The organism is Paenibacillus sp. Marseille-Q9583, assembly GCF_976954365.1.
This window is the reverse complement of the sequence record NZ_CDRJTB010000052.1, coordinates 1-21,448: the sequence shown is the minus strand read 5'-3', so window position 1 is coordinate 21,448 and position 21,448 is coordinate 1. Positions and strand designations below refer to the sequence as shown.

Below are 21,448 nucleotides of genomic sequence, written 5' to 3'. Positions count from 1 at the left end.
TCGTAGGAGTTATTTGAATAAAGTTGTAGAGCTGTTATCTAGAATAACTTTGTACGAGTACATACTCATAATTGAGGAATAAGGAGATGAGAGCATGACTGTAAAGACTACAGCGGAACAAATCCGCATTATCGAATATGATCCTTCTTACGCTAAGGCGGTCGCAGAAATGTGGAACCGTAGCAACGAAAGCTGGGGGGGAGGCACCAATCAGAGAACAGAGGATACAGTGCGCCGCGAGATGGAAATCTCGTCCAATCTGAATGTGTTTCTCGCCGTTGATGGTGAGGAAGTGGTCGGCTTTTGCAGTTTTGCCCATTACCGTCAAGACGAAGGAGCTTTGTATGTTCCGCTGTTGAATGTACGACCTGATTATCACGGATACAAGGTAGGTCGTAATCTGATTTTGAACGCTGTTCGCAAAACAATTGAAGCGGGCTGGCCACGTCTTGATCTGTTTACTTGGGCAGGCAATACGAAGGCCGTACCGATGTATAAGAAATGTGGATTTTTTTGGGAAAAAAATGAGGATTACGTTCATCTGATGAACTTTATTCCGACGGTTTTGCAAACGGAAGCACTTGCTCCTTATTTTGAACAGCTGGATTGGTATGCAGATAGTACCCGTGAACTGCCCATTCAGCCGGATGGTCGCCGGGAGCGTGGTTTTGATTTCTTCGATTACACTTGGCAAAAGGGAGAACTCTCCTTACGTGCAGAATTCGAGAAGACCGGTCGCGGCCTGACGGCTCTTGATACACCTGACTATGAAATCTCCACGGAGATTGACGATCACGATCTTGTATTCGGTTCCACCTACAAGATTCGCTATCACATCAAGAATCGTTCGGCGTCTGATCTGGCTATTGAGATCAAAGGCCAAAATGACAAAAATATTCGTTTTTCCTTGTCTGCTGCACCAACACTCGCGCCAGGAGAAACACTTATCGTAGAAGGTGAGTTCGAGCTTGATCCGATTCGTGAAGAGCAAAACGACAAGAAGACTCACCCCGTGGTTATGAGCAAATGGATCATCGGTGGCAAGCGCGCTGAGTTCCGTATAGGTGTTGCTCCTAAATTCCCGCTGAAAATGAGGATGGAGTTGCCAACCCGTGAGCTGTATCCGGGTCTTCCCGCTGAGCTATATTTGAATGTTGAGAATAATTTTGCAGCGGAAGCGGAATTTTCTTTTGATTTGCCAGAGGAAGAATTTTTGACGTGGGCGGATCGGGCGGTAAGCTTCTCGGTTCCAGCTAAAAGTAAGGCTTCCATCCGAGTACCTTTTACGCTAAATTCATATGGCCTTTATTCACGGGATATTGAGGTGACGGCCGTTCCGGCTGGAGAGAAGGCAGTGTCCTTCATCAGCAAATTATCTGTGCTAATGAAAGGAACACATGGCCGCTTTGGTGGGGAAAACGGGGATCAGTGGGTGGCTGTAAACGGCGCCTACTCCATACATCTTAATAATAACGACAATGGGATGTGGATTGAATATCCCGGCTCGAGCCATAATTTCTGGTTGACCCATCCGAAGTTAGGTAAACCATTTGCCGAAGAATTCTCGAAGAAACAGGCTAAAGAAGTAAAGATCTATTCCGAAGGAGAGGGCCAAATTCTAGAGACTCTTTATGAATCGGATGAATTCCCGGGTCTGGAGATAAAAAGAGTGGCTAAGCTCTTTGCAAACGGAATCGCTGAGTTTTATAGCGAGGTACGCAATACTAGTAACCAAACGTTAGAAGAGGATATGTATCTGCTAACGAATTTCGGATTTTTTGGCAAACGGCTCATCCTGCCTTATCAGGGTCATTACGTAGATATGGGCGATGCTTATTCGGGTGATCCAAGTTATTGGGACAGCGCTCAAATTACAGAAAATTGGTTGTTTAGCAAGGAAGAGAATGTCACATGCGGCGTTTGCTGGGACCCTTCCCTGAAGCTGCTTCGTCCGGAATATCCACTTGGACTGGAGCATAATCTTGGTCAAATTTCTGCTGGAGATGTCGTACGAACAAAGACGCTGGTGTTCGCTTTAAACACTTTCCTGAAGTGGTCGGATTTCCGCACCTTTGCACGGAAGCAGCAGGATCCTATCACACCAGTGTTGGATGATCATCTTGAATTAACGCTCGGCGGTGGAAATCCGTTTGCGGCGGGGGCGCTTCATGCAGAGTTAATCGAACGAAAGATGACTCCGCTTAATGGAAGCCTAGAGCTTTATGTACTAACGGATAGAGGAGAGGAGCAGAAAGTCGCTGAGATGGAGCTGCAAAGAGAGCAGAATCTGCACTCTGCGGGCTTTGAGCTCTCACCTGAGGAAGCGAAATCTTCTTCAGAATACAGCCAATCAGGACAGAAGGTTCGAGTCGTCTATCGTGGAGAGGATCGTATTCAAGAGCGAGCAGGCATCTGGTTCCCTCAAACGGAAACAGCAGCCGTTGTCTGTGAAACAGAAGAAGGACCCGTGGGTTCTATTTACACTGTGAGCAACGGAGTTCTTTCTATTGCAGCTGCTCCTGATTTCGGCAGTGTTGTACATTCCCTGAAGCACCATGGAGAAGAATGGCTGGATAGCTCCTATCCGGAAGCAGCACCACGTTCCTGGTGGAATCCTTGGCATGGTGGACTCGGTGTAGGAATTTCAGGCATAGGTGGATTTAGTCGGTTGGAGGAGCCAAGAAGCGCAGCTTGGACCGAGCAAATGGATGTTCAGGGTAATGTATGGAAAGGATTACGTATCACTACTTCGATCGAGAAGCAGGAAAAGAACCGAGGAATTGTTGTTAATCAGCATTACCTTATGCTCCCAGGTGTCCCAGTGCTCTGTGTGTTGCATTCGGTGACCAATGACAGCGGAATGACCCTGCCGAATTATTCATTGTCGGAGGAGAATTATATCAAACCTTCGCCAGTCTATGCCGAAGGATGGATGGAATTCTCCAAAGAGGGTAAGTTCTTATTAGGAACGGTTGAAACCTATCTTGAGGCCAAGGGACTATTGCGAATTGGTGCATCTTCGCGTAAGGATATGCTGCATATGGTGAGCAGTCATCCGAATCAGAGTGCTTCGGCGTATGTGAACAATAAGGTATTTAATCACGGGGTGCACCATCATCTTCCGCTTCTAAATGGAGGAACCGTTTGGACACAGCCGTCCTTCCTGGTCATGGGAGAACTCGCTCTGAATTCAGAGGATGTCCGCAGTCTTTTGAAGCTGACCTTTGCTAGGCCTACTGACGAAAAGGAGATCTTAAATGCCGATCATTGATATTCACATTCATCTGTCTGACATCGACAGCTTTCATCAAACAGCACTGGATCTCTCCAAAGTCGATTACACTGCTGCCGGGCTCAAAGCGGAGTTTGATAAGAACGACGTTGTTCTCGGCATTGGAATGGGGGTCACGGAACAGACGAAGGGAGCTTTCCCTGACTCTACTTCCCCTAATCCGATGAGCCTTGACTTGGAGGATACTGTGCCGCCTTTCTTAATGGAATGCGTGGGGATCAATCCGAACATGCTCGGAGGAAAGGATGCACAAGAGGAACTGGATCGAATTGAGGCACGGCTGCAAGCGCCCGAGGTAGCTGGTATTAAGCTCTATGCCGGGTACTATCATCATTACGTTTATGACAAAATCTATTCGCCGATCTATGAGCTGGCAGCAAAGTATGGCACGCCTGTGGTCATACATACCGGTGATACGTACTCGATGAATGGATTGCTAAAGTATGCACATCCACTTACCGTAGACGAATTAGCGTTTCAACGACGTGATGTGAATTTTATGATCTGCCATCTTGGCGATCCGTGGGTGATGGATGCCGCCGAAGTGGTGGCCAAAAATCCAAACGTCTATGCCGATTTGTCCGGACTTGTGGTCGGTGATCGGCCTCATTTTGAACGGTTCATGAATGAACCACTGTTCATGGATCATTTTCGCCGGGCGCTGGTGTATTCCGACCACTATGAGAAAATGTTGTTCGGCACGGATTGGCCACTCGCTCCTATTGACCTGTATGCGGAATTTGTCCGCCGACTTGTCCCTGAGCAGCACCACGAAAAAGTATTTTACGAGAATGCCTTCGCCTTATTCCCACGCATCCAGCAGCGGATTGCGGCGCTCTAAGCATTACGAACAAGCCATCCTTTAGTTCTTCTAAAGGATGGCTTGTTTTTTGTAAAAGGGATATTAACTCATCTAGCAACCCTATCATGGAGAACGTAATCCCAAAGCCCAAGTGCCTTGGGATTTTTTTGCTAAGAGGGGTAGTATAAAATCATGCTTAACCGGGTTATTGTTTGTCCTGGATTATGATATACATGGGGTTTGTCTGCGAGGAATGAGATAGAATCACCTGATTTCAAGAGGTATTCATTGTTATTGACACGGAAAGACAATACTCCGTCAAACACGGTGATTAATTCTTCGGTACCTTCCATATGAGAATTGGCATCAAGGTAACCACCCTTGTCTATCTCCACAGTATAACCTTCAAACCGTTTACTTTCTTCAAATGGAAAAGATAGATACACCCGATATTTTCCGTTATCTTCAAGCAGTGGCTGAATGTCACTTCTTAAGATTACTCTTGTGTCAGGCTTTGGGTAATCTATCAGCGCAGAAAATGAAATTTTTAATCCATTGGCGATCTTCCAAAGGGTTGTAATGGTTGGTGTTGATTCACCTCTTTCGATTTGACCAATCATTGTTTTGCTGACTCCAGTTAATTCCGCAACCTTTTCCAGGCTTAACTCTTTACTTTTTCTAATCTTTTTTATATTTTCCGCAATAATTAGATTTATTTCTTCCACTGTAATTACTCCTGTCTCCATTTACTTTATAACGATCGTGATATACAATAAAACGCACGAATGTACGTTATAGCGTCTGATGGATACATTATAGCATACAAGTTGGAAGGGGAGATATAATTTAGTGTTTGTTTCTTTGTTTTTATATGCATTTGTTGCAAGTTTTACTCCAGGACCCAATAACATTATGGCAATGAGTTTTGCAAACCAAGTTGGGCTGAAAAAATCAATGAAATTTTGTTTAGGAGTGGGTACAGGATTTTTTATAATCATATTGTTATGTTCCTGCTTTAATCTACTTTTGAATAATCTTCTTCCACAAATTAAATCTATTATGGCTGTAATAGGCGGAGTCTACATGCTGTATTTAGCAGTTAAAATGATTACAAGTAAACAACGAGAAAGTGATGCAGCTGGAGATAAACACAATAGCTTTATTGCGGGAATGCTTTTACAATTTATCAATCCGAAAGGGATATTATATGGGATCACAGTTACATCAACATTTATCCTTACCTCTCATTCTTCCTCTTTTAGATTATTGAGTTATTCTTTAATTCTTGCTTTCATCGGTTATATGGGTACTTTTTGTTGGTGTTTGTGTGGTTCTCTTTTCAAAAAAATGATATCTAAATATAGAAGTCAGTTTAATGTATTGATGGGACTGTTGTTAGTGTATTGTGCAGTTTCGATAGTATTGGGATGAAGGATTATTAAGGGAAAATCAATATTCGACAAATACTTTTTTGTCTAGTTATTTTTTACTTCTAAAGCTTATGATATTGATGTATTGTGGATAGATACGAGGACAAAGGAGATGCAATATGCTACCATCACTCACATTTCTTAAACTTCAATTGGAGGGAGTTCTGCGTAATAAATTCGAGCAGGGGCATCAAACCTCCGGTTATTTAGCTAAGTTGGAAAAGCTTCCAGCAAGCTATGATGCCTATCTAGAATTCGCCCATAGCTTGGCTGTCATTCCAATGAGGGACAACTGGCCTTACTATGAGCCAAACGATTTAGATGAGATATGGAGAGAATGTGATCCGGCTCGACCTCTAGGTCAGGTCGGGATTTTGAATCTGAAGGATAGCTCCAAGCGTGTAGAAGCAGGTTTCCTTGCTTCAGTCTGTGGTTCTATGCTGGGCAAACCGATAGAGGTAAATCCCAGCTTGTCGGAATTGCGTCAAGCGTTAACTTCTGTAGGGGAATGGCCACTGAATGATTACATTTCTGAAGAAATTCTCCATGCGCTGGATCGTCGTCATTGGTCTTGGTTTGAGACGACACGAGGGCGAATTCGTTATGTAGCACCTGATGATGATATCAATTACACATTAATGGGAATGATGGTGCTAGAACAATTCGGTGATGGTTTTACGAAAAGAAATTTAAGAGATTTATGGTTAAATCATCTTCCGCTAAGTACAACTTGGGGTCCGGAAAGAGCTATTTTGATGCGATCAGGGATTAGCTATTTGGAACATGATAAGGAACTATTCAATCATTCTGAAATAGAGGCATGGCCTGATTTTATGGTGCAGGGTACGGAATTATGCGGTGCGGCGATTCGTGCAGATGCTTACGGATATGCCTGTCCTGGTCAACCCGCTCAGGCTGCTGAGCTAGCTTGGCGGGATGCAAGTTTTACTCATCGCCGTACCGGCATTTACTCCACGATGTTCATTGCCGCTGCGATTGCTGTTGCTCACGTGCAGCGCGATCCCATTGAAATAATCAATACGGCTCTGCAATTCGTACCTAAAAGAAGCCGATTCTACGAGATTACTAAAGATTGCCTTGAGATGGTAGCGAATGCAGATGACTGGCTGGAAGCGTATCAGAGCATTAACCATAAGTATGCGAATTATTGTCACTGTGATGTTTATCAGGAAATAGGCACCTTAATTAATACCCTGCGATTTGCAGACAATGTTGGTGATGGAATATGCAAGCAGGTGATGCAAGGAAACGATACGGATAGCTTCGGAGCAACGGCGGGCTCTCTGCTTGGGGTTTATTTCGGTCCTGATCACTTGGAATCAAGGTGGCTTAAACCTTTTCAAGATCGGATTCATACGGGGCTTTCAAATTTTCATGAGCAAAGTCTTTCTGGTTTAGCGGAACGGATGGGGCGTTTACCGGAGCTGCTGCAAACCGGTCGATATCAAGTTCAGCCTAGTGAGCTCTATGTGAGCAAGAATACGGATCTCGATACATAATAAGCTTACAAAAAGTCCACCGCAACCAAAGTTGCGGTGGACTTTTTTTTGTTTTTTATCTTTTTGAATTAGAGATGAATAATTCAATCATGCTTTACAAAAACTTTATTCGATTAAGTCAATACTTTGCCAATTCAGGAGGGGTCGTTATCAAACCATTTATCGTAATAGCAGCGCTTTTGCTCGTTACAGCTTGTTCGAGTAATCAATCAGCCAACAACCAAATGACTACTCAACAAACGAAGGTTGGACATCATGCTGGCAAAACAGCTACGACGTCAAACTTAACTCAAGCGTCTTCTATTTCCACAGAGAATGCAGGGAATTCAACACTTAAGACTAAACAAGTACCCGGCGATGTATCGAAATGGCTGGATGGTTTTATCCGTACTACTCCACCTACAGGTGGTACAACAGCGGATCAAACTACTTATCCGCAAACTTCTGCTAGGCCACAATACTCTGCTAATCCGCAACAATCGGCCAATCCACAATATTCTGCTAATCCGCAAACCTCCACCAATTCATCGGCATCTGTGCAAAAAGTGTTGGAATTGGTGAACAAAGAAAGAACAAACGCAGGCTTGAAACCCCTTAGTTTGAATAGTGAGTTGTCGAAAATGGCTTTGGCTAAAGCGCAGGATATGTCCGACAACAATTATTTTGACCATCAGTCACCAACTTATGGATCTCCGTTCGATATGATGAAGGCATTTGGGATCTCCTATAATACAGCAGGGGAAAATATCGCCAAAGGCCAGTCGAGCCCGGAAGAAGTCATGAATCAATGGATGAACAGCCCCGGTCACCGTGCTAACATCCTGAATAGTTCCTTTACTGAAATTGGAATAGGTTACTACAACAGCGAGTGGGTTCAAGAATTTATTGGTTAGTGCGATCAGCAATATAAACGTCACATGATAAAAGTTAATTTTTAAAACCCATGTCATCAGACATGGGTTTTATTCTTATAAAGGAGGTAATTAATTCCACAGTTCCACAGATGGCTGAAAGATCAAAATCGATGAAGTTAGTTGGTTGTTATCAATAGACGGCCATTTAAATCTGCTTGATCTAAAAAAATGTGTGTGTAATCACAACTCAAGGTTTGGTGTTCTGTTACGTTGAGAGTAACGAAAGATTATCTAAATATGGAGGATAACGATATGTTTTGTTACCAATGTGAACAGACACCGACTGGCGGCTGCACCGTTGTTGGAGTATGCGGCAAAAATGAAACCATTGCGAGTTTGCAGGATACGATGATTTTCGCCTTGAAAGGAATTGCAGCCTATGCGACACATGCCCGGCAGTTAGGATACATTGATCCCGAGGTGGATCGTATTACCCACGAAGCTTTGTATATGACCTTGACCAATTCCAACTTTAATACGCAGGAGCATTTGGAGATGGCGATGAGGGTTGGGGATGCGGCGGTTCGCGTCATGGATCTGCTGGATCGTGCGCATACGGATCGCTTTGGGATTCCTCAACCAATCACAGTCAGCCAGAATAAAATAGAAGGTCAATGTATTGTGGTGACAGGGCATAACTTGTATGCACTGGAGGAATTGCTGCAGCAGACGGAAGGAAAGGGCATCAACATCTATACCCACTCGGAAATGCTACCTGCCCATGGCTATCCTGCGCTCAAGAAGTATAAACATCTGAAAGGCAACATCGGCAAAGCTTGGTACGATCAACGCAGACTGTTCGAGCAGTTTCCTGGTGCGATTCTTGCAACTACAAACTGCGTGATGCCGATTAAAGGTACGTACGCAGACCGCTTTTTCTCATATGAAGTAGCAGGACTTGAAGGTGTAGCGAAAATCACGAATGATGATTTCTCCCCACTGATTAACCGTGCATTGTCATTACCTGCAGCTGATGTAGAGTCAGATTTGGTACTTACGACAGGATATCATCATGAAACAGTAATCGGGCTGGCGCCAGAGATCATCCAAGCTGTCAAAGATGGGCATATCCGCCGGTTTTTCGTCATTGCAGGTTGTGACGCGCCAGGTAAAGGTGGGAATTACTACCGCGAGTTGGCGACATCCTTACCGAACGATACCGTCATTTTAACCACTTCTTGCGGAAAATTCCGCTTTAATGACGTAGATTATGGAACTGTTGGAGACACAGGCATTCCGCGTTATATTGACCTTGGGCAATGTAATAATTCTGGTTCTACGGTGAAGATTGCTTTAGCTCTGGCTGAGGCATTTGATTGTACGGTGAACGAGCTGCCAGTCAGCATCGTGCTGTCCTGGTTTGAGCAAAAAGCGGTAGCCATTCTGCTGGGTTTGTTCAGTCTTGGCATTCAGGATATTCGTATTGGACCGAAACCGCCTGAGTTTATCTCGGATGGGGTGTTGGATGTGTTGGTAGAGCTTTTTGGATTAAAGCTGATTACTACTGCTGAGGAAGATATGAACGCGATGTTGTCATTATCGTAGGTTAAATATTGCAAGACTAAGCTCAAGCTGAGAAAAAAGCTTGGGCTTTTCTTGCGTTATGAAGACAAGCTAACATACAAAACACACGTTACGACTGGGGGGATCGCTTTTCTAGGGTTGTTGTCTACAGTTATGAATTGTATATTTTAATATTGTTTCGTAGCTGAGCTAGAAATTTATTTGCTGCATTAGAAAACACTTGATGTTTTTTCCAAATAATATTTAAATTAGCCTCTAATTTGGGGTTTAAAGGTTTAAAGCAAAGCTTGCTGTCTCCTGATGTATTAATAAGTTTATCCAAGCACAATGCATATCCAATATTTTCTTCTACCATTCGTGCAGCATTGTAAAGGAGATTATAAGTTGCGACAATATTGAGATCCTCAATATTCGCTCCAAACCATCCTGTGAATTCGTTGCTGACAGCAGTTTGACGTGAAATTAACAGTGGTTTATCTATTAAATCTATTGGCTGGATGAACTGCTTGTATGCTAGAGGACTATCTTTGCGCATTAAAACACCCCAAACATCAGTAGCTGGTAATTTTATATAATCATATTTTTGTTTATCTGTGGGTTCTATGACAATGCCGAAGTCTAATAATCCACTGTCTAACCTGCTAGTAATATCGTCAGCATTACCACTGTATAAATCAAATCGAATACTTGGATAATGTTCAAGTAATTCTTTTGATGCTTTGGCAATGAAATTCATAGCTTCTGTTTCACCACCACCAATGTAAATTTCTCCGCTAATCATTTCTTTTGATTCTTTAAAACTGGCTTCGGTTTTATCTACTAGCGCAACGATTTCCTTCGCTTTTTTAAATAAGTACTTCCCTTCATCTGTTAAAGTAATTTTCCGATTACCTCTTTCAAATAAAGTTGCTCCTAATTCCATTTCAAGGTCTTTTAATTGTCTTGATAATGTAGGTTGAGACAAATGCAGCTGTTTTGAAGCAGCCGATATATTCTCTTCATTCGCTACAGCAATAAAATAGCGTAATACACGAATTTCCATAACAGTCTCCTTATTATATCTATGCTTAAAAAGCATGAGAGAGTATTTAGTATAAGTATTAGTTATTTGAATCATATCAACTTATGATGTGAATGAAAAGGTTGAACTCTAAACCTATGAACCTCATTATCAGAAGTATAATTAAATTGGGCTGGTGATTTTTAATAATGGAGATGAAAGAATTTATTAATTTTTGTAAGAAGGGAAATTCAATTTCGGGTGAGGATAAAGAATTGCATGGATTATTAACTCAATGCAGTTATCAAGCTCAAAAGATCACCATGGAATTGAATACATCCTATCATTCAAAAGAAGAAATAGTGGAGATTTTTAGTGAACTTACAGGCAATAAAGTTGATTCGTCCTTTATGTGTTTTCCGCCGTTTTATACAGACTTTGGGAAAAATATTACTATAGGAAAGAATGTGTTTTTCAACATAGGCTGTTCTTTCCAAGATAGAGGTGGAATTAGTATAGGGGACGGTACAATGATTGGTATGAATGTCACGATTGCTACTCTTAATCATGGGTTACCTTTAGAAACGAGAAATGTAACCTTTCCCTCTCCAGTTATCATTGGAGACAATGTATGGATTGGGTCAAACGCTACCATACTGCCCGGGGTGACGATTGGAGATAACTCTGTTGTTGCGGCAGGTGCAGTTGTCACTAAAGATGTTCCAGAGAATACTGTCGTTGCAGGAGTACCGGCAAAAGAGCTGAAAAAAATTATTAATAATTTGGAAAACATCTTAAAAACTCAAGCGTAACGCCGCTTGAGTTTTTTCATGCATGCATATTGCATTTCGTTGGTAGGTAATCAAGACACACAAGCCAAAACGATCATAAAAAAGATTCCCATCAGTGATTACTGGCGGGGTTTTGTTATATGATCAACCCCATTTCACGGAGTCTATCTTTAATTTTCTTTATCCGAGCTTCTTTTTCGAAAGCTTCACTTAATACCACCACAGATGTTTCGTTATACTTCTTTATAATCCTTTTTAAAGTTAATTCTTTCATTTCCTTTTTACTCTGCATTGTAACACGAGGGACAATGGTATGGTTTTCTATGGTCTTGGGATCTGCAGAAATTCGTTCTAGTAAACGAAGTAGAAGCATCAGTCTTTTGTGTCCCAACCTCGGAACTTGGTATAGTTTTTTCCATGTGGAATTTAGTAGATGATCAAGGTTTATATATCCCTTGCAGTATAGAGCATTTATGAGGCCCGTTAAATTTGCTCCCTGCTCTTCTGCATAAGCAACAGTTGCAATACAAGCAATATCCTTACTATAAAGATGCGCTGGAAGTGGGAAAAATTGTATTAATGCCGCATTTCCATCGATGATGTCATTCATGATGATTTACCTCCATTTAAAATTTTTAGTTACTATTCACGTATAGAATTCTGGTGAAGGTTGTGTAAAATATTAATACACTCTGCATTATTAAAACCTAAGTTACTGATCATTTTCTGAACATCACCAAGGCCCATTGCCTGAGCTTGTAGAATATTCAGAAGATTTTACTATTTAATAAGTAACAATCGACTCCAATATTCGCAGCTGCGTTTCATAATCAACGCTAAGTAATGGTATGATGTAGGCATCAATTTTATGGGGTGCACTATGATGGATATTCGAATCAAAGAACTGCTTGATGCTACACAGCAAAAATATGGATTGGACAACTACTACTTACACTCCCATGAAATTTATCGCGACGTTACGATACTGGGAGAGACCAACTATTTTCTTAGTATGGAATGGTTTCCTGCACATATGAAGGAATGGAAGGGCGATTACAATCCGGAAGGAACTGCCGTCATCACGATTGACCTACAATCCCGCAACTATAAAAGTGTGATTTTTGTTGGCGGGATATCTTATGCGAATGGGACACCATTCCAAAATATAGATTTTAACGGAGTCATCCGGTGGATTGAAGCTGAGGCAAGGGTGGTATACGGTAAACAATTCCACTTAGAGAAGGAAGAGAATGGTGAATATCATTTTATTGAAAAAATAGGTAGCATACCAGTCACTCCTGGTGGACGGATCGAACTTCGTTACGATGCGGAAGGCAGGCTTGTTTTTTACAGTGTATATGGCCAGTTTCCTTCCAGCTCCCTTGTGCACAAAGAGAACTATACGCTCACACTTCAAACGATAGAGCCACAGGCGAGGAAACAACTACAGCTTATAGAATATCCGGTGTACGAGACGAAGCAACTCCTGCCGATCTATGGGATAGAAGAAATCTACATTACAAATGACGGAACAACCACCATCCCGTTTGAGTTTATATCAGGTACAAGAGCACGACTGAATACTGATCAAGTAATACATTGGGAGCAACAGAATACGGAGCTGGAGCCGTTCGAAAGGACGGAGATACGTCTACTTGAGGTAGCTACCATTGAACAGGCAATAGCTAGTGAGCCGCATCCGGACTCAATTCCTATCACAGACGCAGAACAAGCTGAATGTATAGCCGCAGTCGAAGCTGGTTTAAGCCAGCTCTATCCAGATGAATCCGGAGAATGGATATTGAAGACTTTACAACGGGAAAGAGGACATATTCAGGCAACACTTAGGATGAATGCGCCAAATAATCGTATATTCCAGCGTAAGATCCTCTTGTTCATCGATGTGCAGAATTATAAGGCTATAAATTATATGGATAACAAGCCAATGCTCGATACGTTTGATGAGTTCAAGAGCGAAGGGGAAATTGCTGTGAGCCATGACGAAGCTTATGACAAGCTGAAGGGATGGTTCGAATTAACACCCGTCTATGTGTATGATCCTGGGCAGAAGAAGTATGTGCTGTGCGGGAAGTTAGATTGTAATTATGCTGTGAAGGCCACTAGCGGAGATGTGGTGGAGTTGAGTAGTTTGGAATGATAGTGCCAGCTTTCTGCAAAGGGTCATTCACCTGAAAATCCTGTTGATGGTTGGTTGCTTTAATCTATGGCGCGCTGTCTGATAAATACGGACGGAAGACAGTTGTTACAAAAAACGATGAAATGACATCATAACGATTGTTTATTCAAGGTAACTTCATTTGAAGTTACCTTTTTACTTTGAAGTCACGTGGGCCCGTAATATGGTCTGGAGAAGCTTATGTCCTACTGAAAATAGTTGTATAAAAATTTAATATTCGCGCAGAGAAATTCCGGTGAATAGCGTCAAATAGAAGTAGACGTTAAAAGGATTTAATGTGGTTCATTATGTTCCTTGTTGCAGTCGATCAGTTCTTAAGCTTTTTGTAAGAATCGGATAAGAAAAAAGAAAGTTCTGTTATGTACAATGTATGAAATGAGAGACTATAACCGTATTAAGGATGGTGGATGAGTTGGGTTTCAAAATACGTAAAACTACGGTGCAGTCCGTCTGGATGATGTGGGAAAAAGCTTTTGCGTTGCTTTCACATTTTCGCGGATCGCATAAGTCGCGCTTTGGTATATGTACCGTGATGCTAAAAAAGCACCGGGGACAGCCAATTGTATGCCAGGACGCCACGGTCATTAACCAGGGTGAGTGGGTGGGAGAGCTCCACCTCGATAATGGAAGCATCCTGAAGTTGATCCAGTCCGAAGGATCAGATCGTGCTGCACTCCAAACGGCTCGCATGCTGCGTAAATCAATGCAGCAAATCAATGAAGCCTTCGAATCGCAGTCCGAGTTCAGGCAGGTCAAGGCTTTATTGGGTATTACACTGCTCCATCGGGGATTAACACACGGTCTTGGTTTTGAACAGCAAAATATAAAGTCTGGTGTTTTTGAACGCATCACCACCATTTATCTTCGATTGCTGCTGTCTGCTATGCATCCGGAAGGGAGACAAAGAATCAGTCGGCGAACCGAACAACTTGTCCCAATGCTACTGATTCATTCACGGGCCTCGCTGAAGAATAGGTTCTCACCCGGACAGAACTACTCTGGATAAGTCTTAAGCTTGTTATATGGAGGTGTAATTATTCTTACATATCTTATAGGAGGAATACTATGTATCGCCACTCTTTACATGTTTATTCCGAGTTTGATTACGCGAGTGAGCGGCTTTGGTGTCTTTCGCAAAGGAACGGTAAAAAAACAGGTGGCATTCACTTTTGACGATGGGCCACATCCGAAATATACGCCGATATTGCTGGATTTATTGAAGTTGCATCAAGTGAAGGCTACTTTTTTCGTGCTAGGATCGCGAGCGGAGCAATATCCAGACCTGATCAGAAGAATGGATCGGGAAGGCCATCAGATTGGCATCCATAATTATTGTCATACCTCTAACTGGCTGATGCTGCCCCGTACTATTAGGCGAGAACATCTGGACCGCTCCGCTGATATTATAGAGTCTATTGTTGGAACCCGACCCAATCATTACCGTCCACCTTGGGGATTAATCAATCTATTTGATTTCTTTCGTTACAAGCAGTATCGAATTGTTCTATGGTCGCTGAAGGCAGGCGACTGGAACACCCGGGTCTGTCAAACCCGGATGCAGGCCACTTTGTTAGGTGGAATCACCGATGGCTCCGTTGTCTTACTTCACGACAGCGGTGAGACTGTGGGCGCGGACCGGCATGCTCCTTATTTTATGCTGCAAACATTAGAAGAAGTGCTAAACCAACTGCAGGCAAGAAACCTGCAATTTGTTCGCCTTGACGAAATGTCTTGACGTATTCCAGTGTTTTTGCTGTTAAGTCTTAAATTGTTTGCGGAAGCAGAGCGGCGAGATGCCCATCATTAATTTGAAGGTTCGTCCAAAATGGGAGGTATTATCAAACCCCACCATTCCCGCAATTTCAGTAACATTAAAAGAAGAGCCAACCAGCAAATCACGCGCTTCTTTAATGCGGATGTTATTGATATATTCAATGAAGCTGAACCCGGTGGCTTCTTTAAAAGTTCGGCATAAGTAGGAAGAGCTTATGTCGAATTTCTGTGAAATCTCACAGAGCTTAAGCGGTTCCATATAATGTTGATTTACATAATTAACGATGTCCAGGACTTTCTTATGTGTACGATTGGATTCCACCAATGGGGCTACACGGCTGTCAAATAGTTTACGATTAAGATAGAGAAGTAACTCCACCAATATTATTTGTTGGTACTGTTCATATCCGCGAGCTTGCTTCTTTCCCTCCTGGATCATCTTCTGAAAAAGCTGTTCGATGAAATACTGGTCCTTTCCGGTCATCTTCAAAGCGCGGTAATCACTTTTGAACAATTCGAGCAGTTCCTCACATTGACCGCCGGTGCAGAAATGCTGCAGGAATTCTTTTTTAAACAGCAGTGTAACCCGTTCATACATATTGCATCCAGAATTGACCAGTTTGTGCATTTCATGAATATCCATAAATAGCAACGTACCACCCGCAACCTGATAGGTTCTGTCCCCTATAAAATAATAAAAATCCCCGGATATTAAATACAGAATCTCATATGCATCATGATAGTGTCTTGAAGGCATGCTGGTGTATACCTGTTTCTTGCGGCTGATCTCAAAAAGAGTAGACTCATAAAATACCGGTTTCATTCAGCACCTCCTAAGAGGATTGTAGACTTAATCTAGGGTTTGTGGCAACATATGTATAAAATTTAATTATTACAAGAAAATACGTGCTGTTTGTATAAAGTTTTTGAGATAAGCTTGAATTGAATTACCAAGTGTTGGGAAAAGGAGGGCTGTCATGCTCAGATAGGTTGGGGATAAGGTTCACTACTGCTCAAAGTTAAAGCGCTTAAACTATTCAACTAAGGGAGAGATTGCGTTGCTTAATTCAACGAATAGTAAGGTTTCCAAGAAGATGAAATTTTCATTGTTAATCCTGCTCAGTTTTTCAATGATTTTTTCTTATGGCTATCTGTCCAATGGGTCTCAACAGAAAAGTTATGCAGCAGGGAACCCTGATTCTAATTTCTCACCGGCAACACTTCAATTCTTGCGCGACAACACAGGTCTCGATGGTGAGCAGTGGAACAATATTATGATGCTTGTCAACAAACCGGAGCAGGACGATCTGAACTGGATCAATTTTTACGGATATTGTGAAGATATTGATGATGACCGCGGATATACGATTGGAATATTCGGTGCGACTACAGGCGGCTCAAATGATACCGGACCCGACGGTCCGGAACTGTTCAAAGCATATGACGCTGCCAAAGGTGCGAGTAATCCTTCGGTTAAAGGCGCATTGGCCCGGATCGGTGTCAAGGGTTCGATGAAAGGAAACATCCTCGAAATCAATGAAAGCGAAGAGAGCTTCTGCAAAAAAATCGGTAATTTGCAAGATGATCCCGAGTGGAGAGAGGCGATGTGGAAAACGTTCTACAATGTCTATATTAAATACAGTGTGGAGCAGGCCCGCAAACGCGGCTTTAACTCGGCATTAACGATTGGTTCCTTCGTGGATGCAGCGTTGAATCATGGAGCTACCGGCGGCTCTGAGACTCTTCAAGGGCTTTTGGGTAAATCAGGAAGCAGCACAGATGAGAAGACTTTCATGACCAAATTCTATAAAGAACGGACTAAGATTGTGGATAATAATGAGTACAACGATCCGCCCAACGGCAAAAACCGTGTGAAGCAGTGGAGTAATTTGCTGAACATGGGAGAGACAGACCTGAAGGGCGCAGATTCGGCAGTCCTACAAGTCACTGACTGGGAACTCCAATAACAGGAATGTAAGGGTAGCAGAACCGCCGTTCTTCTAGGTGACGGCGGTTCGATGATAAGTGAGATTAATGAAGAGGGAGATGGGCTGAATGGATAACAACCAATCTTATCTCAAGAACAGATTTCCCAAGGTAATCAGTCTAATGGTTATAGGTTTGCTGCTTGCGATGGAGTTGACCGGTTTTGTCTCAGCAGGAAGAGAGGGCAATGAGGAAGATCTTGCAAGCGAAGTAACTGCAGTTCAGGAAACGATTGCCCAGTGGATTTTTAAAGACAAAGGAGAAAACGGAATATTTCCGGCTACAGGCGGGGTATATCAGACGGCTTCATCCATTCGTGATGTAGGAACAAATACAGATGCATACACCTATGAGTCAGGTGAGAACAGCGTACGCAACCAGGGCTGGCATGAAGGAACTGGCATTAAATACTGGCAGGCCACGCTTTCTACCCAAGGCTTCGAAGGTATCTTCCTCTCTTCACAGCAAACTTCTTCAAGTACAGGACCTAGGGATTTTAAGGTGCAATACAGTATAGATCAACAGGAATGGACAGATGTTGCGGGCGGCAACCTTGTTCTAGCCCAGAACAATTTTAATTGTTCCAATAATTCCTGCAAATTAACGAACCTCACATTGCCTGCGGGAACTAACAATCAAAATGTACTCTATATCCGCTGGGTGGTTAACTCTACGAAAAGCGTAAGCGGGGGAACAGTGTCCAGCTCAGGCTCAAGTAGAATCAAAGATGTAGTAATTAAAGGAACACGTAGCAGCGGCGAACCTGGGGACACTCCCACACTTGAGGTGAGCAAAACTCCCGCTTCAGGGGCTGCAGATGTTTCCCTTAATGCAGAGATCACTGTGAAGTTTAATAAAGCCATCAGTCTCGACAGTGGTTATCAAGTTGTAATCACAGAAAACAATCTTCCTCTTACCAACATTTCTGCTTCCCTCCTCGGTCAAGACACAGTCAAAGTCAGTCACCCTAATTTCATTTCCGGCAAAACTTACAACGTGACCGTCCCTAAAGAGCTTATTAAGGGGACTACGGATGGCCGGACACCGGAGAACGATATTACCTGGAGCTTTAAGACGAAGTCTCAGGATACCGGCAATAAAACACCAACGCTGCTGAACATGACTTTTAATGGGGACCCAAAGACAAGTATCGCCTTTGACTGGTATACAGCTGAAACCGTCAGAGGTACAGTAGTGCAAGTGGTGGAGGCCTCCAATGCGGGAGGAAGCGAGTTCCCGGAACAACTTGCAACCTCTTATGAGGGTAGCTCAACAGTTATTGAAACCTTAATGACATCAGGAGACAGAAGTTCCAAAAAGTATAAAAAGTTCGCTAGTCACAAAGTTATTACAAGCGGTCTCAGTCCTGGAACTAAGTATATATACCGGGCCGGTAACGGTGATGCGGACGGCTGGAGCGAGGCGGGTTCTTTTACCACGGACAAGGCGGATAATCAGGATTTCCATTTCCTCTACGTGACCGATACCCAAGGCTCAAGTAAATCGAATTTCGATCTGTGGCAGGATACTTTTAAGAGAGCGATTGAGAAAACGGTAGATCCCAAGTTTGTTCTTCTTACAGGGGATCTAACGGATGATGGTGATCTGGAGCAGCTGTGGCAGTGGTTCTTGGGTGTGCCGAAAAAAGAATTTGCCAATGTACCATTTGCACCGATTATCGGCAACCATGAGATAGAGGATTATCCGAATAATAACTTCTATAACCATTTTAATCTTCCAAAAGATGTCGGGACGGGTGCTCATGACGGGTCTGTATATGCTTTCGAATACGGCGATGCACTGTTTATGCAAATCAATTCCCAGTACGAAGGAGAGGTCAAGCCGTACAAAGCGGATATTCAGTTCACGAAGCAGTTGGAATGGATGCGGAATCAGGTGGCAAAGTCCGATAAGAAGTGGAAATTCGTCTCTATGCATAAGGGTGCTTATTCTTCAGGAGATAACGCTTCGGCAGAAAGCGACCGGGTAGAATTTTACCGGAAATATCTGATTCCAGTATTTGATGAGCTGGGTGTGGATATGGTGTTTGAGGGACATGACCATATGTATATGAGGTCTTTTCAGATGCTGAACAATGTTCCGATTAAGAATGTTATTACCGATGAGCAAGGAAATGTGCTGAATCCCAAAGGGACCGTGTATCTAATGGGCAACTCGGCCGCCTCGAAATTCTATGCTATTAATCCAGACGCAGACACTTTTTTTGCAGCAAAAAACGATCAACCCAACAAGAAAATGTTCGTGGATGTTTCCATTACAAACGATGTGCTGAAATTTACATCCTACACAGCAGTTAAAGATAAACCCCTTGCCGTCTATGATGCTTACAGTATCAAGCGGACTGACGTCAAACCCGGCATTGTTGAAAATCCAAGTGCAGTAAGACAATCAGGGAACCGTGCAGTTCTTTCGTGGAAAGCGCCAGCAAATAGCTCTGAGCCGGTGCGAGGTTACCGGATTTACGAGAAAAATGATAAAGTCAGCACGAATTGGAGCGTGTATGTGCCGGCGGTAAGCGGTCAGTCGAGTTACAGTTATACCTTAAATGGCATAGATTCTGCTAAAGTCTACAATTTCGTAATTAAAGCAGTAGGGACAAGAAATAATTCGCTTCCAGCAGAGGTAGGAATGCAATGAATCCTCAAGTGTATTAAAAAGCAAAAAAACCACGAAATACAGTTTCACTGTATCTCGTGGTTTTTAAGATTTAGGTATTTAATGTTTTTATTACAACATTACTTTAACAACCATAGCGCCGGGGAATTAGCAGGCTCCCAACCGGTTAACGATGTATGGGCTTGACGACATTCATACACAGAACCATCGTAGGTTACCAATGTACCGACTGTGTAAGGGGTATTGGGTGCCCAAGCTGGGGCTGTAGACGCTGTAGCGGTTGTGCCATTGATGGTGCTGGCCACTGATTGATTGCCTGCGGCGTCGAAGGCATGTACATTGAACGTATATGTTGCACCGGCGCTAAGACCTGTTACCGTATAATCCGTTGTGGAGCCAGGTACAGTGGTGATTAATGTCGTTCCTCTATAAATACGGTAGCCTGTAACACCAACATTATCCGTTGACGGATTCCACATTAACTGAATGCTGGAGGATGTTGGTGTCCCCATAACATGTAAGCCGCCGGGGGCTGTGGGTGCTTCCGTATCATTACCGACGGGTGCATTAGTAGTAACACTGACGGAATTGCTTCCATTTGAGACATTGCCAGCAGCGTCTTTTGCCTTGACACTAAAGGTATAGGCAGTATTCGCGGTTAATCCAGATACGGTGTAATTTAATGTAGTGCCGGATACGGTTGCAACCAATGAAGTTCCGTTAAATACTTGGTACCCTGTTACACCGATATTATCCGTGGATGCGTTCCAGGCCAATGAAACGCTGGTGGATGTTTTTGCAGTTGCCGTCAAAGCTGCTGGTGCGGAAGGAGCTTGGGTATCGACAGGGTTGCTTCCGCTAAAGTTGACATCAATGACATTATAGAAGGCGTTCGGAGTATCTGCGACTTCCCACACAGCCAAGATGACGTGGTATCCACTACGTTCCGGAACGTTAAACGTGTCTGAGTAAGTGAAGGGTGGTTGTACACCTCCATAGTTCACCGAATAGAAAGGAGTAAGGTCGAATGAGTCCCGAGTAAGAGCGGCGTTAGGATTCCAGTCGGGCTTTGTAATATAGTATTTCCAGCTGGCCGTTGAATGAGCGGCAGTCAGTTTCCAAGTGAATGTATTTTGTCCGGCAGAGATATTGACTTTAGACCAGCGTGTAGCCGATTGTTCATCAAGCTTAGGAAAAGCTCCGTTAGCGCTTGCAATCTTCCCGTCTGCTGGCCCTGCAGCAGGGAACCCCTTAGGTGCCTCTAGACTTTGGGGCTCATAAACAATCGGGCCACAATCTGTATTTTGTCCTGATTTACAGAGTGCAGCCCGGCTAGCAGGTCCTTCAACATAACCGTGAGAAAAGGATCTTTCCGGGAATAACATTACAACCAATGAAAATATCAAGATCATACTCCCATAAGCTAACAACTTTACCCTAGGTGAATGAGAAATACGGATAGATGACATTTTACTCCTCCTTTTTTTAAAAAAATATGCACTGCGAACAAATGATGCATTCAGTCCCGAACGTTTTGTCTCAATTACAACTCCTTTCTTTGTTGAACGTATTTATATAAACT

17 protein-coding genes are annotated in these 21,448 nt (G+C 43.0%); 12 read left to right on the top strand and 5 right to left on the bottom strand.

What is annotated here, in order from left to right:
* Positions 1 to 94 precede the first annotated feature (94 nt).
* Positions 95 to 3,271: a GNAT family N-acetyltransferase gene (locus ACWNM1_RS21180; protein WP_449602550.1), complete on the top strand. Its 3,177-nt coding sequence runs from the start codon at positions 95 to 97 to the stop codon at positions 3,269 to 3,271.
* Positions 3,258 to 4,133 carry an amidohydrolase family protein gene (locus tag ACWNM1_RS21175; protein WP_076286532.1) on the top strand — a complete coding sequence of 292 codons (876 nt, stop codon included), beginning with the start codon at positions 3,258 to 3,260 and terminating at the stop codon, positions 4,131 to 4,133. Before ACWNM1_RS21180 ends, ACWNM1_RS21175 begins: the two co-directional genes overlap by 14 nt.
* 131 nt (positions 4,134 to 4,264) lie before the next feature.
* Here the strand turns inward: ACWNM1_RS21175 and ACWNM1_RS21170 are convergent, their stop codons facing one another.
* Positions 4,265 to 4,819: a helix-turn-helix domain-containing protein gene (locus tag ACWNM1_RS21170; RefSeq protein WP_449602549.1), complete on the bottom strand. Its 555-nt coding sequence runs from the start codon at positions 4,817 to 4,819 to the stop codon at positions 4,265 to 4,267.
* Between the two features lie 124 nt (positions 4,820 to 4,943).
* Between ACWNM1_RS21170 and ACWNM1_RS21165 the strand changes: the two genes are divergently transcribed.
* From ACWNM1_RS21165 to hcp, 4 genes are all read left to right on the top strand, one after another.
* Entirely contained in the window at positions 4,944 to 5,525 is a 582-nt protein-coding gene (locus ACWNM1_RS21165) for a LysE family transporter (RefSeq protein ID WP_449602548.1), read from the top strand.
* Between the two features lie 118 nt (positions 5,526 to 5,643).
* Positions 5,644 to 7,044: an ADP-ribosylglycohydrolase family protein gene (locus tag ACWNM1_RS21160; RefSeq protein ID WP_449602547.1), complete on the top strand. Its 1,401-nt coding sequence runs from the start codon at positions 5,644 to 5,646 to the stop codon at positions 7,042 to 7,044.
* Between the two features lie 89 nt (positions 7,045 to 7,133).
* Positions 7,134 to 7,937, top strand: coding sequence for a CAP domain-containing protein (locus ACWNM1_RS21155; RefSeq protein WP_449602546.1), 804 nt, complete (start codon positions 7,134 to 7,136; stop codon positions 7,935 to 7,937).
* 273 nt (positions 7,938 to 8,210) lie between these two features.
* Complete coding sequence (gene hcp / locus ACWNM1_RS21150) at positions 8,211 to 9,503, top strand: hydroxylamine reductase (protein ID WP_449602545.1); 1,293 nt, start codon at positions 8,211 to 8,213, stop codon at positions 9,501 to 9,503.
* A gap of 130 nt (positions 9,504 to 9,633) precedes the next feature.
* On the opposite strand, the gene ACWNM1_RS21145 is transcribed toward hcp, so the two are convergent.
* A complete protein-coding gene (locus ACWNM1_RS21145) occupies positions 9,634 to 10,524 on the bottom strand; it encodes a LysR family transcriptional regulator (RefSeq protein ID WP_449602544.1) in 891 nt (296 codons plus the stop codon).
* A 167-nt stretch (positions 10,525 to 10,691) separates the two neighbouring features.
* On the opposite strand from ACWNM1_RS21145, the gene ACWNM1_RS21140 reads away from it, so the two are divergent.
* Positions 10,692 to 11,294: a sugar O-acetyltransferase gene (locus tag ACWNM1_RS21140; RefSeq protein WP_449602543.1), complete on the top strand. Its 603-nt coding sequence runs from the start codon at positions 10,692 to 10,694 to the stop codon at positions 11,292 to 11,294.
* A gap of 115 nt (positions 11,295 to 11,409) precedes the next feature.
* Here ACWNM1_RS21140 and ACWNM1_RS21135 read toward each other — a convergent pair whose 3' ends face one another.
* Positions 11,410 to 11,883 carry a hypothetical protein gene (locus ACWNM1_RS21135; protein WP_449602542.1) on the bottom strand — a complete coding sequence of 158 codons (474 nt, stop codon included), beginning with the start codon at positions 11,881 to 11,883 and terminating at the stop codon, positions 11,410 to 11,412.
* A gap of 270 nt (positions 11,884 to 12,153) precedes the next feature.
* Between ACWNM1_RS21135 and ACWNM1_RS21130 the strand changes: the two genes are divergently transcribed.
* The 3 genes from ACWNM1_RS21130 to ACWNM1_RS21120 all read left to right on the top strand — a co-directional run bounded on the left by ACWNM1_RS21130 (position 12,154) and on the right by ACWNM1_RS21120 (position 15,205).
* Entirely contained in the window at positions 12,154 to 13,431 is a 1,278-nt protein-coding gene (locus tag ACWNM1_RS21130) for a hypothetical protein (protein ID WP_449602541.1), read from the top strand.
* Positions 13,432 to 13,870: 439 nt separating this feature from the next.
* The gene (locus ACWNM1_RS21125; protein ID WP_449602540.1) at positions 13,871 to 14,476 is read left to right on the top strand and encodes a YkoP family protein; all 606 of its coding nucleotides are present in this window, start codon (positions 13,871 to 13,873) and stop codon (positions 14,474 to 14,476) included.
* 78 nt (positions 14,477 to 14,554) lie between these two features.
* Positions 14,555 to 15,205 carry a polysaccharide deacetylase family protein gene (locus ACWNM1_RS21120; RefSeq protein WP_188114678.1) on the top strand — a complete coding sequence of 217 codons (651 nt, stop codon included), beginning with the start codon at positions 14,555 to 14,557 and terminating at the stop codon, positions 15,203 to 15,205.
* 21 nt (positions 15,206 to 15,226) lie between these two features.
* On the opposite strand, the gene ACWNM1_RS21115 is transcribed toward ACWNM1_RS21120, so the two are convergent.
* A complete protein-coding gene (locus tag ACWNM1_RS21115; protein WP_449602539.1) occupies positions 15,227 to 16,066 on the bottom strand; it encodes an AraC family transcriptional regulator in 840 nt (279 codons plus the stop codon).
* A 235-nt stretch (positions 16,067 to 16,301) separates the two neighbouring features.
* On the opposite strand from ACWNM1_RS21115, the gene ACWNM1_RS21110 reads away from it, so the two are divergent.
* Both ACWNM1_RS21110 and ACWNM1_RS21105 read left to right on the top strand, forming a co-directional pair.
* Positions 16,302 to 17,210, top strand: coding sequence for a chitosanase (locus tag ACWNM1_RS21110; protein ID WP_449602538.1), 909 nt, complete (start codon positions 16,302 to 16,304; stop codon positions 17,208 to 17,210).
* Between the two features lie 88 nt (positions 17,211 to 17,298).
* The gene (locus ACWNM1_RS21105) at positions 17,299 to 19,887 is read left to right on the top strand and encodes a metallophosphoesterase (RefSeq protein ID WP_449602537.1); all 2,589 of its coding nucleotides are present in this window, start codon (positions 17,299 to 17,301) and stop codon (positions 19,885 to 19,887) included.
* Positions 19,888 to 19,985: 98 nt separating this feature from the next.
* On the opposite strand, the gene ACWNM1_RS21100 is transcribed toward ACWNM1_RS21105, so the two are convergent.
* The gene (locus ACWNM1_RS21100) at positions 19,986 to 21,335 is read right to left on the bottom strand and encodes a lytic polysaccharide monooxygenase (RefSeq protein ID WP_449602536.1); all 1,350 of its coding nucleotides are present in this window, start codon (positions 21,333 to 21,335) and stop codon (positions 19,986 to 19,988) included.
* Positions 21,336 to 21,448 lie beyond the last annotated feature (113 nt).

Excerpts from the sequence above, each read along its gene's own strand:
- ACWNM1_RS21125 (WP_449602540.1), top strand. The coding sequence starts at position 13,871 with ATGGTGGATGAGTTGGGTTTCAAAATACGTAAAACTACGGTGCAGTCC.
- ACWNM1_RS21105 (WP_449602537.1), top strand. The coding sequence starts at position 17,299 with ATGGATAACAACCAATCTTATCTCAAGAACAGATTTCCCAAGGTAATC.
- ACWNM1_RS21180 (WP_449602550.1), top strand. The coding sequence starts at position 95 with ATGACTGTAAAGACTACAGCGGAACAAATCCGCATTATCGAATATGAT.
- ACWNM1_RS21155 (WP_449602546.1), top strand. The coding sequence starts at position 7,134 with ATGCTTTACAAAAACTTTATTCGATTAAGTCAATACTTTGCCAATTCA.
- ACWNM1_RS21140 (WP_449602543.1), top strand. The coding sequence starts at position 10,692 with ATGGAGATGAAAGAATTTATTAATTTTTGTAAGAAGGGAAATTCAATT.
- ACWNM1_RS21115 (WP_449602539.1), bottom strand. The coding sequence starts at position 16,066 with ATGAAACCGGTATTTTATGAGTCTACTCTTTTTGAGATCAGCCGCAAG.
- ACWNM1_RS21160 (WP_449602547.1), top strand. The coding sequence starts at position 5,644 with ATGCTACCATCACTCACATTTCTTAAACTTCAATTGGAGGGAGTTCTG.
- ACWNM1_RS21135 (WP_449602542.1), bottom strand. The coding sequence starts at position 11,883 with ATGAATGACATCATCGATGGAAATGCGGCATTAATACAATTTTTCCCA.
- ACWNM1_RS21100 (WP_449602536.1), bottom strand. The coding sequence starts at position 21,335 with ATGTCATCTATCCGTATTTCTCATTCACCTAGGGTAAAGTTGTTAGCT.
- ACWNM1_RS21175 (WP_076286532.1), top strand. The coding sequence starts at position 3,258 with ATGCCGATCATTGATATTCACATTCATCTGTCTGACATCGACAGCTTT.
- ACWNM1_RS21145 (WP_449602544.1), bottom strand. The coding sequence starts at position 10,524 with ATGGAAATTCGTGTATTACGCTATTTTATTGCTGTAGCGAATGAAGAG.
- ACWNM1_RS21120 (WP_188114678.1), top strand. The coding sequence starts at position 14,555 with ATGTTTATTCCGAGTTTGATTACGCGAGTGAGCGGCTTTGGTGTCTTT.
- ACWNM1_RS21130 (WP_449602541.1), top strand. The coding sequence starts at position 12,154 with ATGATGGATATTCGAATCAAAGAACTGCTTGATGCTACACAGCAAAAA.
- hcp (WP_449602545.1), top strand. The coding sequence starts at position 8,211 with ATGTTTTGTTACCAATGTGAACAGACACCGACTGGCGGCTGCACCGTT.